This is a genomic window from Celeribacter naphthalenivorans (genome assembly GCF_020524585.1).
Lineage (GTDB): Bacteria > Pseudomonadota > Alphaproteobacteria > Rhodobacterales > Rhodobacteraceae > Celeribacter > Celeribacter naphthalenivorans.
Window position 1 is genome coordinate 477,814 of the sequence record NZ_JAIVLK010000001.1, and the last position, 13,341, is coordinate 491,154.

The 13,341-nt window shown below is 60.8% G+C and carries 9 protein-coding genes; 4 read left to right on the top strand and 5 right to left on the bottom strand.

All coding sequences use genetic code 11. The annotated features are described in order from the left end of the window. Positions 1-2 precede the first annotated feature (2 nt). Together LC094_RS02405 and LC094_RS02410 are read right to left on the bottom strand one after the other, a co-directional pair. Entirely contained in the window at positions 3-389 is a 387-nt protein-coding gene (locus LC094_RS02405; protein ID WP_226549935.1) for an MAPEG family protein, read from the bottom strand. Between the two features lie 141 nt (positions 390-530). Next, entirely contained in the window at positions 531-1,064 is a 534-nt protein-coding gene (locus tag LC094_RS02410) for a helix-turn-helix domain-containing protein (protein WP_226550347.1), read from the bottom strand. A gap of 115 nt (positions 1,065-1,179) precedes the next feature. On the opposite strand from LC094_RS02410, the gene LC094_RS02415 reads away from it, so the two are divergent. After that, entirely contained in the window at positions 1,180-2,337 is a 1,158-nt protein-coding gene (locus LC094_RS02415) for a benzoate/H(+) symporter BenE family transporter (RefSeq protein WP_226549938.1), read from the top strand. A 44-nt stretch (positions 2,338-2,381) separates the two neighbouring features. On the opposite strand, the gene LC094_RS02420 is transcribed toward LC094_RS02415, so the two are convergent. From LC094_RS02420 to LC094_RS02430, 3 genes are all read right to left on the bottom strand, one after another. Beyond that, positions 2,382-3,125, bottom strand: a complete 744-nt coding sequence (locus LC094_RS02420; protein ID WP_226549941.1) for an outer membrane protein — start codon at positions 3,123-3,125, stop codon at positions 2,382-2,384. A 148-nt stretch (positions 3,126-3,273) separates the two neighbouring features. Further along, the gene (locus LC094_RS02425; protein WP_226549943.1) at positions 3,274-6,717 is read right to left on the bottom strand and encodes a pyruvate carboxylase; all 3,444 of its coding nucleotides are present in this window, start codon (positions 6,715-6,717) and stop codon (positions 3,274-3,276) included. A gap of 250 nt (positions 6,718-6,967) precedes the next feature. After that, entirely contained in the window at positions 6,968-8,518 is a 1,551-nt protein-coding gene (locus LC094_RS02430) for an MDR family MFS transporter (RefSeq protein WP_226549945.1), read from the bottom strand. Between the two features lie 184 nt (positions 8,519-8,702). On the opposite strand from LC094_RS02430, the gene LC094_RS02435 reads away from it, so the two are divergent. The 3 genes from LC094_RS02435 (at position 8,703) to LC094_RS02445 (ending at position 13,111) form a co-directional block, all read left to right on the top strand. Beyond that, positions 8,703-9,296 (top strand): MarR family winged helix-turn-helix transcriptional regulator, encoded by a 594-nt coding sequence (locus LC094_RS02435; RefSeq protein WP_226549947.1) that lies wholly within the window; start codon positions 8,703-8,705, stop codon positions 9,294-9,296. A gap of 83 nt (positions 9,297-9,379) precedes the next feature. Continuing rightward, positions 9,380-11,872: an ATP-dependent helicase gene (locus tag LC094_RS02440; RefSeq protein ID WP_226549949.1), complete on the top strand. Its 2,493-nt coding sequence runs from the start codon at positions 9,380-9,382 to the stop codon at positions 11,870-11,872. Positions 11,873-11,953: 81 nt separating this feature from the next. Next, a complete protein-coding gene (locus LC094_RS02445; RefSeq protein ID WP_226549951.1) occupies positions 11,954-13,111 on the top strand; it encodes a Hint domain-containing protein in 1,158 nt (385 codons plus the stop codon). Positions 13,112-13,341 lie beyond the last annotated feature (230 nt).

Genomic DNA, 13,341 nt, shown 5'->3' on the forward strand with positions numbered 1-13,341 from the left:
GTTTAAAAGAGCGCCAAGCCGATATTGGCGAGAGACAGGACCAGCAGCAAAGCGAAGGTGGAGAGGATGCCGTATTTGCGGCCCCATTCCTTATCACCGCCCTGCATCCCGTAGGCGTGTAGCCCGCGTGAGACGATCAGAGCGATTCCCGCGAGATGGACCAAAAGCGCAGGCGCGCCCTGAGCCTCGAAACCCGCGATCAGCACGAGGGTCAGTGGCGCGTATTCGTTGAAATTGCCATGCGCGCGAATGCGGCGGGTAAGCGTGTCGTCGCCACCATCGCCGAGGCCTTGGCCGATGTTCAGGCGTTGTTTGATCACATAGATCGACATGTAGAGATACATGAGGCCAGCGAGGCCCGCGTAGAGGGCAGTCAGTGTCAGGGTCATAATGTGTGTCTTTTGTTATGAGGGGGGGGAGCGTGCGCCGGTTCTAAAAGAAACACATTCAAAAATCATTTTTTGAAGTCGCACAGTCGTCGCACAGCCCATGCGCGCCGGACCCGATGCGACCTGTCGCCGCGCAAGGCCTCAGATGCGGGGATAATGCATGGTGTTGTGGAAGAGTGCAGGATTCTCGGTCGGATTGCGGTAGCTGTGCGGTTGATCCGCCGCGAATCGCACTGCCGCGCCCGCACTGTAGCGTGTCCATGTTTCTCCCAGTTGCAGCTCCAACGTGCCCTCGGTGACGAAAATATCCTCGACCACACCCGCGTCATGCGGATGCGAAATATGGGTCTGACCGGGGGCGAGGGTGATCAGAAAGCTTTCCGAGCCCAAGGTGGGATCAAAGGCGAAAAGCGTGCGAAAGCGGATGCTTTCGGGGAAGTTGACCGCCGGGGGTGTTGTCGCCGCGCCTTCGAGAAAGGCGGTGAGCGGCAGGTGAAACCCCTTCGCCAGCTTCCAAAGGGTCACCAGAGTGGGGGAGGATTCGCCGCGCTCGATCTGGCCCAGCATCGCTTTGCTGACGCCGGTGATTTCGGCCGTCTGCGCAAGGCTGAGACCGGCCTCGCTGCGAATGGCCCTGAGCGCGATCTTGGGCATTTCTGCCGGCTCGTTTTGCATCATCTGTCCTCAATTCCACTCTTGTGCGTTATAGCGTCCGTGCGCTATAGCGGTCATGTCCGTTATAACGCACAAAGCGTCTCCGGTTCAATTCCCGTCTCAGAAAGGCCCCTCCATGTTCGGTCTGAAACTCTCTCATCTCGTTGCGGGCGCCGTCGCCGTCCTTTTGGGCTACACCAGCAGCGTCGCGATCATCTTTCAGGCCATTGACGTGCTGGGCGCGACGCAGGCGCAGGCCAACAGCTGGATGCTGGCGCTGGGCCTCGGCATGGGGATCAGCGGGTTGATCCTGTCGCTGCGCTACAAAATGCCGATCCTCACCGCCTGGTCCACACCTGGTGCCGCGCTTTTGGTCATCAGCCTCGACGGCGTGCCCATGGGGCAGGCGATCGGGGCCTTTGTCTTTTGTGCGGTGCTTTTGACGCTCACCGGCCTCACCGGCTGGTTCGAGAAACTGTCGCATCTGATCCCGGACGCGCTGGGCAATGCGATGTTGGCGGGGATTCTCTTTCGTTTCGGTTTGGAGATTTTCACCTCCATGGAGGACAATTTGATCCTCGTGGCGCTGATGTGCGCGACCTACCTCGCTGGGCGCCGCTTTTTCGCCCGTTTCGCCATTCCGATGGTCCTACTCATCGGCATCGTCTTTTGCGCTTTCACCGGCGCCTTTGACACCACCCAGCACGTGAATTTCGAGATCGCCAAGCCGGTCTTTGTCATGCCCGAATTCACGCTGGCGACGCTGATCGGCATCGGTCTGCCGCTTTATATTGTCACCATGACCTCGCAAAACGTCCCCGGCGTGGTGACGCTCAAGGCGGCGGGCTATGAGCCGCCGGTCTCCTCCGCGATCACCGTCACCGGCCTTACCTCACTGATCCTCGCGCCCTTCGGGGGCTACGCCTTCAACCTCGCGGCGATCACGGCGGCGATCTGTGCGGGGCCCGAGGCGGACGAGAACCCGGCGACGCGCTACAAGGCCGTGGTCGTCGCGGGCCTGCTCTATTCCATCGTCGGGCTTTTGGGCGCGGCTGTCATCAGCCTCTTCGTGATCGCGCCGAAAGCTTTGGTGGTGACGGTCGCGGGGCTGGCGCTTTTGAACACCATCGCGACGAGCCTCACCGGCGCGTTGAAAGACCAGGACCAACGCGAGGCGGGGCTTGTGACTTTCATGACCACCGTCTCCGGCATCAGCTTTTTCGGCATCGGCGCGCCGCTGTGGGCGTTGGTGTTCGGCGGGCTGACCGCCTTGGTGCTCAGCCGCAAAGCATGAAAAAGGGCGCCATAAAGCGCCCTTTCAATGCCCTGTGTGGCGGCTCAGAAGTGATAGTTCACGCCGAACCGCAGAAGGTTTGCCTCAATGTCCGTCGCGCCGCAGGCGGAGCTACACAGGCCATTGCCGACCTCGACGAGATCATCGTTTGTGAAAATGTGAAGCACCTCGAATTTCAGCGAGATATTCTCAGTCGCCATATACTCTACGCCCAGACCGATCACCGGGCTGACAATGATGTCCTTGCTGCGAGAGGCGGGGTCAATGTTGGGCAGACCCACCTCGACCTGCATCGCACCGACGCCTGCGGTGGCATAGGGCAACCATTTGTCGTGCGCGTAGCCCACACGTCCGCGCAATGTGGCCATGGCAAGGATGTCAGTCTGGCAATCATTTGAGCCGCAGCCGAAATAGGCCGTATCCTCCGCGCTGCCATCTGCATAAGCCTGAGAGATATCTGCCTCGAAGCCATAGACGAGGTGACCGCTTTGCCAGGCATAGCCGCCGGTGAGGCCGAAGACCCCGCCTTCGGGCTGGGGCTCTGGCAGGGGGATGTTGGAGGCGTTGCCATCGCATGAATCGACAAAGTTCATCGAGCAGTAGGTCGAGGTGCCAGCCACATAGCCCGCCGTCGCGCCAAGGTAGAAACCGGACCAGTCGACAGCGAGAGGCGCCGCCATGTTTTCGGCGCTCTCTCTGGTCTGCGCCATGGGTTCTGCGATTGCAGTGTGAGTCGAAACCAAACCCGCCGCGACCAGCGCGCCGAGCGCGTAATGTTTGAAATGCATGGGGGGCCTTCCTTGATCCGTGACGGGCATCGGTGTGATGCTTGCGCTGATCAGGAGGACTAGGCTGTCTGATAGGGGCACGCTGTGCCGGACAGCACAGAGGCCGTCGCCTTAAATGGAAAGGCGCCCGCAAGGGGCGCCTTTGCTTTTATTCGAATTCGACCAGCAAATCCTTGGCGTCGATCTGAGCGCCCGGGCTGACATGCGCGGCTTTGACCGTGCCGTCCTGATCGGCGGTGATCGAGGTTTCCATTTTCATCGCCTCGATGGTCAAAAGCACATCGCCTTTCTTCACCGACTGCCCGGCCACGACTGCGACGGTCGCGACCACACCCGGCATCGGCGCGCCGACGTGTTTCGGGTTGCCAAGTTCCGCCTTTGCGTTGGCGACCACCGAAGAGGCGGCGGAGCGGTCTTTGACGCGCACAGTGCGCGGCTGACCGTTCAGCTCGAAGAAGACTTTGACCTCGCCCATTTCATTAGGCTCCGACACCGCCTGACAGCGGATCTCAAGCGTCACGCCCGGATCAATCGAGGCAGAGATTTCTTCGCCGGTTTCCATGCCGTAGAAGAAGTTCCGCGTCGGAAGTGTGCGCACCGGCCCGTATTGCTCGTGGCGGGTGACGTAATCGGTGAAGACCTTCGGATACATCAGGTAGCCGTTGAAATCCTCGTCATCGAACTCCTCATCGGGGAATTTCGCCGCCAGCTCCGCACGCAGCGCCGCAAAATCCGCCGGCGGCAGGTGTTTGCCGGGGCGTTCGGTGTTGGGTTTTTCCTTGCCCAGCACCTTTTTGATGATCTTGTCGGGGAAACCACCCGGCGGTTGACCGAGGTTGCCGCGCATCATGTCCACGACAGAGTCCGGGAAGGCCACGTCATGTTTCGGGTCCTCGACCTGATCGCGGGTGAGGCCTTGGGAGACCATCATCAGAGCCATGTCGCCGACCACTTTCGACGACGGCGTCACTTTGACGATGTCGCCGAACATCATGTTCACGTCCGCGTATGACTGCGCCACCTCATGCCAACGCTCCTCCAAGCCCAAGGAGCGGGCCTGCGCTTTGAGGTTGGTGAACTGACCGCCCGGCATCTCGTGCAGGTAGACCTCGGAGGCAGGGGCCGCGAGGCCGCTCTCAAACGCCTTGTACTGGCCGCGCACGGCTTCCCAGTAGTTCGACATTTCGCGGATCGCCTCGATGTCGAGACCCGTGTCGCGCTCGGTGAACCGCGTGGCCTCAACGATGGAGCCCAGACAGGCCTGCGACGTACCGCCAGAGAAGGCATCCATCGCCGCATCCACCGCATCCACGCCCGCGTCAGCGGCGGCGAGGATCGTGGCGGCAGCTGCGCCCGAGGTGTCATGGGTGTGGAAATGGATCGGCAGGCCGACCTCTTCCTTCAGCGCCTTCACGAGTTGCCGCGCCTGCGCCGGTTTCAACAGACCCGCCATGTCCTTGAGCCCCAGCACATGCGCGCCTGCGGCTTTCAGGTCCTGACCCATTTTGACGTAATATTTCAGATCGTATTTCGAACGTGCCGGATCGAACAAATCCCCAGTGTAACAGATCGTGCCTTCGCAGACCTTGCCGCTTTCAATCACCGCATCCATCGCGACGCGCATGTTCTCGACCCAGTTGAGGCTGTCGAAGACACGGAACACATCGACGCCGGTCTCGGCGGCCTGGCGCACGAATTCCTGCACCACATTGTCCGGGTAGTTGGTGTAGCCAACGCCGTTCGAGGCGCGCAGAAGCATCTGCGTCATGATGTTGGGCATGCGCTCACGAATGTCGCGCAGACGTTGCCACGGGCATTCCTGCAAGAAACGGTAAGCCACGTCAAAGGTCGCGCCACCCCAGCATTCCACTGAGAAGAGGCTCGACAGGTTCGCGGCATAGGCCGGCGCCGCGTTGATCATGTCGATGGACCGCATGCGCGTCGCGAGCAGGGACTGGTGACCGTCGCGCATCGTGGTGTCGGTGATCAAAAGCTGTTTCTGTGCCAGCATCCAATCGGCCACCGCCTGCGCGCCTTCGTTCTCAAGCAACTGACGCGTGCCAGCGGGTGCGGTTTCCACCTTGAGCTTCGGCACCACAGGTTTGCGCGCATCTGCGGCGGGTTTCGCGCGTCCGATTGTCTCCGGGTGGCCGTTCACCGTGATGTCGGCCAAATAGGTCAGGATTTTCGTCGCACGGTCGCGGCGCGGTTTGAAATCGAACAGCTCCGGCGTCGTGTCGATGAACTTCGTGGTGTATTCATTCGACAGGAAGGTCGGGTGTTTCAGCAGGTTTTCGACAAAGGCGATGTTGGTTTGAACGCCGCGGATGCGGAATTCGCGCAGCGCCCGGTCCATCCGTGCAATCGCGGCCTCGGGCGTGCGGGCCCAAGCGGTCACTTTCGTCAGCAAGCTGTCATAGTAGCGCGTGATCACCGCGCCCGAATAGGCGGTGCCACCATCGAGACGGATGCCCATGCCGGTGGCCGAACGATAGGTGGTGATGCGGCCATAGTCGGGAATGAAATTGTTGGTCGGGTCCTCGGTCGTCACGCGGGTCTGAAGCGCGTGGCCGTCGAGTTTCACATCATATTGGCTGGCCACCCCGGTGGCTTCCATGAGGCTCTTGCCCTCGGCGATCAGGATCTGTGCGCGGACGATGTCGATGCCGGTGACTTCCTCGGTGACGGTGTGCTCCACCTGCACGCGGGGGTTCACCTCGATGAAGTAGAACTTGCCGCTTTCCATATCCATCAGGAATTCGACGGTCCCGGCGCATTCGTAATTCACATGCTCACAGATGCGTTTGCCCAGATGACACAGCTCTTCGCGCTGCGCAGGCGAGAGGAAGGGGGCAGGGGCGCGTTCCACGACCTTCTGGTTGCGGCGCTGGACGGAACAGTCACGCTCGTAGAGGTGGTAGATGTTGCCATGCTGGTCACCGAGGATTTGCACCTCGACGTGACGCGCCTTGATGATCATCTTCTCGAGGTAGCCCTCGCCATTGCCGAACGCGGCTTCGGCTTCGCGGCGGCCCTCTTTGACCTTTTCTTCGAGCTCTTCGACGTTGTTGATCGGACGCATCCCGCGCCCGCCGCCGCCCCAAGACGCCTTGAGCATCAGCGGGAAACCGATTTCGGTGGCTTCCTTGCGGATCGCGTCAAAATCGTCGCCCAAGACCTCAGTGGCCGGGATCACCGGCACGTCGGCCTCAATCGCCACTTTGCGCGCGGAGGCCTTGTCGCCCAGCTGGCGCATGGTCTTGGCTTTCGGGCCGATAAAGGTGATGCCCGCCGCCGTGCAGGCGTCAACGAAATCGGGGTTCTCGGACAAGAGACCATAGCCCGGGTGGATCGCATCGGCGCCACATTCCTTGGCGACGCGGATGATCTCGGGGATCGACAGATAGGCCGCCACCGGCCCCATGCCCTCGCCGATCTTATAGGCTTCATCCGCCTTGAAGCGGTGCAGCGAAAGCTTGTCCTCTTCGGCATAGATCGCGACGGTGCGTTTCCCCATTTCGTTGGCGGCACGCATCACGCGGATCGCAATTTCGCCCCGGTTCGCGATGAGCACTTTTTTGAAATCAGCCATGGCAAGCTTCCCCTCTTGCTGTTTTTCCTAGCAGGTTAGTGATTTCTGCACTGCAGTAAATCCCCTTACCCTGCCGGACAGGAGCGTGGCAGAAGATTTGCGACGCCTGGCCGCGATTTTTGATGTGCTAGGGGCGGGAAATGGCCGGGTTTGCAATTTTTGCAGAAAAATATGGGGGATTAGCAAAGGCCCGATCTGTGAAAGCCGGACCTTTGCAAAGCGATTTCGCTGGAATCAGAGGGGCAGGGCGTCAGCTTTCCCGCGACCGAAGCGGGATTTCGCGCAAGAACACCGCCATGATCAACCCGACCAGCGCAAGGCCTGCGGCGATCCAGTAGATCGGGTGCAGGGCGACGGAAATCGTCTGCCCGATCAGATCGCGCGTGGCCTCCGGAAGTTGCGCCAGCATCTGAGGCCCAAGTTCGGCGACATTGGCCAAGCCCCCCGCCGGGCCATCCACCGAGGCGTCGACATTGGCTTCGGCCATCATGGTCGCCATGCGGCTGGCAAAAAGCGCACCAAAGAGCGCGACGGCGATGGAGCCGCCGACCTGACGGAACATCAACCCTGCCGCCGTGGCGGTGCCGATCTGTTCACGCGGCACGGCGTTTTGCACGGCGGTGGTCACAACCGGGAAAATACAGCCCATGCCCAGGCCAAGCCCCACCAGTGACAGCCAGAGCGACCAGGAGTGCATCTCCGGCGACAGCCGTGTGAGCGAGACAAGCGCCACCGTGGCGATGCTCAGCCCGATCACCGGCAAGAGGCGATAGCGCCCGGTGCGGCTCATATATTGGCCGGATATGGTCGAGGCGGTGAGGATGCCGAAGGTCATCGGGATGAGTTGCAGGCCGGATTGCGTGGCGCTCGCGCCCTTTGCCATTTGCAAGAATACCGGGATAAAGGTCAGCGCCCCGAACATCAGCGCCCCGGAGACGAAAGAGATCGCCGAGGTGATGGAGAAGACATTCATCTTGAACAGGCCGATCGGCAGGATTGGCTCCGACGCCTTTTGCTCGATTGCAATGAAGCCAAGGGTTGAGATGAGAAACAGCGCCATGAGCGACAGGCCGATGGGGGAGGTGAGGCCGAATTCCTTGCCGCCCAAAGCGGTCAAAAGCACGATGGAGGAGAGCGACAGCGTGAGCGCCACGGCGCCCGCATAGTCGATTTTGTGCTGCACGCGGTTGCCCAAGGGTTTGAAGCCAAAGACAAAGCCAGCCAGTGCCAGCGCGCCGAAGGGGAGGTTGATGTAGAAAATCCAGTGCCAGGACAGGGTGTCGACGAACCAGCCACCTAACAGAGGCCCGGCGACAGAAGAGACGCCGAAGACGCCCGCGAAGACGCCTTGGATGCGGCCGCGTTCCTTGGGCGGGATCACGTCGCCGATGATGGAGAGCGCCAGAACGAAGAGGCCGCCACCACCAAGCCCCTGAAGCGCACGGGCCGCGATGAGAAAGCCCATGGAATTCGCCAGACCACAGAGAACGGAGCCGGTCAGGAACAGCGTCACCGAAAAGATCACCACATTGCGGCGTCCGTAAAGGTCGCCGAGCTTACCATAAAGCGGCGCGACCACGGTGGAGGCGAGGATATAGGCGGTGACCACCCAAGAGAGGTGCTCCAACCCGCCGAGATCGGCGACGATGGTCGGCAGTGCCGTGGAGACGATGGTCTGATCGAGCGCGGCCAACAACATGAGGACGGCGACGGAGCCGATCACCAGCCCGACGGAGGTATGCTCTTTGGGGCGTTCGGATGTGGCCTCATCGGGCCGGGGGGATGTGTGCGTTTGTGTCATAAGAACTCCTTTTTGCCCGTCCGTACTCCGGTACGTCGGGCGCGCCTCGGGCTGGGCGTTTTGGAGGACAGATAGCGCTAAATTCATATATGTGTCAATAGCACATAAATGTTACTGTCACATAATTGACATTGGCACACATTCATGCGACCTCATCGCCATGACCCAAGATCACGCTCCAGATATGATGCCCCATCCTGACGATGCCCCGGCAAAACGCCCGGCTGATCCGCGCGTGCACGCCGGTGTGCCAGAGTTTTTGAGCGAGGAAGGGTTTTCCGATCCCGCCGTCATGGCGCTTCTCGATCTCGACCTGTCGCTGTTTCAATGGCGGCGCATGGCGGAAAAGGGCGAATTCAAGGGCAAGGTGATCGCGGGTATGTCCGAGGCGCTGGAGCCCGCGCTGTTGCAGGGGCTTTTGTCCGTCGCGCAGATCACCGCCGGTCTCGGGCGCGACCGTCCGGAGCCGCCGACCATCGGCATGGTGGCCGAAGTCATGGCTGTCGATCCGTCGCGCGCCTCGCGCATCGTCTCCGAACTGGTTTCGCGCGGCTATCTGGCCCGACAAGCGGTTCAGGAAGACGCGCGCAAATCCGTTCTGGTCATGACGCCGAAATCGAAGACCCTTTTGGGCGAATTCACCCTATCGAAATGGCGCATCATGGCGCAGGTCTTCGCGGGGTGGTCGGGGGACGACATCTCCGACTTCTCGCGGCTCTTCGCGCGCTATGTGTCGGGGTTGGTTGAGGCCGTCTCTGAGCCTTCTGAGAAACCTTGATCTGGCATTTTTCTGCGCAATGCGTGTGAGAACAATAGAAGAACGCACTTTTCCTCGGCGCGGCTCTTCTGTATCCTGCCCCCATGAGCAGTTTCAATGAAGACGACGCCTTCGAGGCGGCGGTGCAGCCACAACGTCCCTCCCTCTCCCAACTCGCGATGCAAGGCGCGCGCGAGGCCGCCTTTGGCGCGCCCGACACGTCTTATCTCGACACGCTGAACGACGCGCAGCGCGAGGCGGTGGAGACCCTCGACGGTCCCGTCCTGATGCTCGCAGGGGCGGGGACGGGCAAAACCAAGGCGCTGACCGCGCGGATTGCGCATCTCTTGAATACTGGTCGTGCGCAGCCGCGCGAAATCCTTGCCGTGACCTTCACCAACAAGGCTGCGCGCGAGATGAAGAGCCGTGTGGCCGGGCTGATGGGGATGGAGCTTGAGGGCATGCCCTGGCTCGGCACGTTTCACTCGGTCTGCGTCAAGCTGTTGCGCCGCCACGCCGAGCTTGTCGGGCTCAAGTCGAACTTCACCATTCTGGACACGGATGACTCGATCCGATTGCTCAAACAGCTGATCTCAGCGGCGGGCATCGACGAGAAGCGCTGGCCCGCGCGCCAGCTCTCCGGCATGATCGACAATTGGAAAAACCGCGCCCTCACGCCCTCTGCCGTGTCCGGTGGAGAAGGCAGTGAATTCAATGGCATGGGCGTCAAGCTTTATGCACAATATCAAGAGCGTCTGACGACGCTGAACGCCGTCGATTTCGGCGATCTCCTGCTGCATATGGTGGTGATTTTCCAGAAACACCCGGACCTCTTGGAGCAGTATCAGCGCTGGTTCAAATACATCCTCGTGGACGAGTATCAGGACACGAACGTCGCGCAATATCTCTGGCTCAGGCTGCTTGCGGGCGGGCATAAGAACATCTGTTGCGTCGGCGATGACGACCAGTCGATCTACGGCTGGCGCGGCGCTGAAGTGGGCAACATCCTGCGGTTCGAAAAGGATTTCCCCGGCGCCAAAGTCGTGCGCCTTGAGCAGAATTACCGCTCCACGCCCCACATCCTCGCCGCCGCCTCGTCGGTGATTGCGGGCAACCGGGATCGTCTCGGCAAGGAGCTTTGGACCTCTGAAACCGAGGGCGAATTGGTGCGTCTCATCGGCCATTGGGATGGCGAGGAAGAGGCGCGTTGGGTCGGCGAAGAGATCGAAGCGCTGCATGGCGGCACGCGGTCGCGTCTTCGCAAATATTCCCTCGATGACATGGCCATTCTGGTCCGCGCCTCGCATCAAATGCGCGCCTTCGAGGATCGGTTCCTCTCCATCGGGCTGCCGTATCGCGTGATCGGGGGCCCGCGGTTTTACGAGCGGATGGAGATCCGCGATGCCATGGCCTATTTCCGCATCGTCACCCAGCCGGAAGACGATCTGGCCTTCGAGCGGATCATCAACACGCCGAAACGCGGGGTGGGCGACAAGGCGCTGCAAGAGATTCAGATGTGCGCGCGCCGCCATGGCGTGCCGCTTTTGGAAGCGGCGGGAATTGCCGTGGAAGAGGGGCTTTTGAAGGGCAAGGCCAAGTCGGGTGTCGCGCAACTTGTGGCGGACATTGAACGGTGGTCGTCGCTCAACGTCCAGCAGATTCGTTATGGGGTCGAGGACGAAGACGCGCTGGTCGAAGACGTCGCCTATGACCCCGCCGAGATCGGCCATATCGAATTGGCGGAGAAAATCCTCGACGAGAGCGGCTACACCACCATGTGGCAGAACGACAAGACGCCTGAGGCGCCGGGGCGGCTCGAGAACCTTAAGGAACTCGTCAAGGCACTGGAGCAATTCGACAATCTCGCCGGTTTCCTCGAACACGTTGCGCTGATCATGGACAATGACAGCGGCGAAGACGGTGAGAAGGTCACGATCATGACGCTGCACGGCGCCAAGGGGCTTGAGTTCCCGGTGGTCTTCCTGCCCGGCTGGGAAGAGGGGCTGTTCCCGTCACAGCGTTCGATGGATGAAAACGGCACCAAGGGTCTCGAGGAAGAGCGCCGTCTGGCCTATGTCGGCATCACCCGCGCCGAGGAGCTTTGCACGATTTCCTTTGCTGCCAACCGTCGCGTTTATGGCCAATGGCAATCACAGCTCGCCTCGCGGTTCATTGATGAGCTGCCGCCCGAGCATGTCGATATCCTGACACCCAACGGCCTTTACGGGGCGCAGGGGGGCATGGGCGGCGGCATGGGCGCGGGGCGTGATCGTGCGCTTGATGACTATGCACAGAGTTCCGCTACCCGCTTTAATGAACGCGCGTCCAAAGCCGATGTCTACAATTCGCCGGGCTGGAAACGGATGCAGGAACGCACCCAAAGGGCGGGCACGCCGCGCGCCCCTGTCACGCTCGATCTGAAAGCCAGTGCGTCCTTTACGTTGGGCGATCGGGTGTTCCACAAGAAATTCGGCTATGGCGAAGTGATGGAAATCGAAGGCGAAAACCTCACGGTGGAATTCGATCATTCGGGGACGAAAAAGCTCAAGGCAGGGTTCGTGATGCCCGCCGACCAAGCGGGCGACGTGCCATTCTGACGCAGGTTTGTCAGGCTTTACGGGCGGTTAAGGAGTTTTGGCTAGGCTCAGGCACGTTTGAAACCCTGAGTATATGTCCCCATGGCCCTGAGAATCGAAGCTATCGACAGTCAGTTCGCGGCCTCGACCGGCTCGAATGTGAATTCGGGGCCGGGGACGTCGCAATTCGACTACCCGCCGACCTCGACACATACTCTGATCATCGAATCTCAGCCCGGAGACGACAGCCCCTATATCTTTTCGCCGGGCGACACCTATACGCTGACCTTCGCGGGTCAGGGCGGCGATACGATTGAAAACGCCACGGTGGTACGCTCCGATTATATCGATATCAACGGTGATTCTGGCTATGCGGTGGTCTTCGAGGGCTACGACAGCAATGGCGAATTGGTGCAGGTCGTCTGGACCCCAGAGTTCGACCTCGAAGCCTGGTATTGGGACAATTTCAGCGGCGGGCAGCCGCCGGGATTTTACAACACTGACCAATCCGCCGCGACCACCTATCAGGCCGTGTGTTTCGAGGCCTCTATGCCGATTGAAACCCCCTCGGGCCCGCACGCCATTGGCGATCTGAGGCCCGGCGATCCGGTGGTAACCCTCGATCACGGGGTGCAGCCGATCCGCTGGATGGCATCGCGGCAGGTGCGCGGATGGGGCCGGCATGCGCCGGTGATCTTTGCTCCAGGCAGTTTTGACAATCCGGAACCCGTGGTGTTGAGCCAACAACACCGCATCTTGCTGGACTTACCGGAGGGGGAAATGCATCCGGCGGGGCGTCAACTTTTGGTCCCGGCGGTGTCCTTTGTCGATGGGAAAAACGTCCGGGTGCGGCCGCGCGATGAGATCACCTATGTGCATCTCTTGCTCGAAGATCACGGGTTGGTCTCTTGCCATGGTGTCGCCTGTGAAAGCCTCTATCTGGGGCAGGTGGCGCGCGATGTTTTGGGCGTGGTCGAGAGCTATGCGCCGGGCGGGAGTGCCGCCGGGTCGATTGAAAGCTTTTTGGATCTCTTTGCAGGGCAGAAAGCGCAACACCCCGCGCGGCCCTTCCTGACGCCGCGTGAGGGACAGGCTTTGCTGCACCGTCTGGCCGGACTGCCGGAGCGCAAACCCGCCATGCTCATGAAGCGAGGGCGGCAAGGCCAACAGCCTTATCATCTCGATGCGATGAAATATCCCGGTGCGCCCGGGCTGCGCGGCCTTCCGGCCTTTGAACGCATTCTTGAGCTTGCGGCCTGAGTATCCAACCTGAGTATCCAGCCTGAGTGCCAGCTCAGCCTTCCCCTCTGACCTCTGTGAAAGACCTCCGTCCAAAACGCCGCAGCTCCGGCGCGATGTCTCATGCCTGAACAAAAAAACACCCGCGTCCAGGGAGGAGGAGAGGACGCGGGTGCTCTTGCATCGGACCACGAGGGAGGAGGAGTGGGTCCGTATCTGTAAAGAAATGCGGCGGTGTCAGGGAGGAGGAA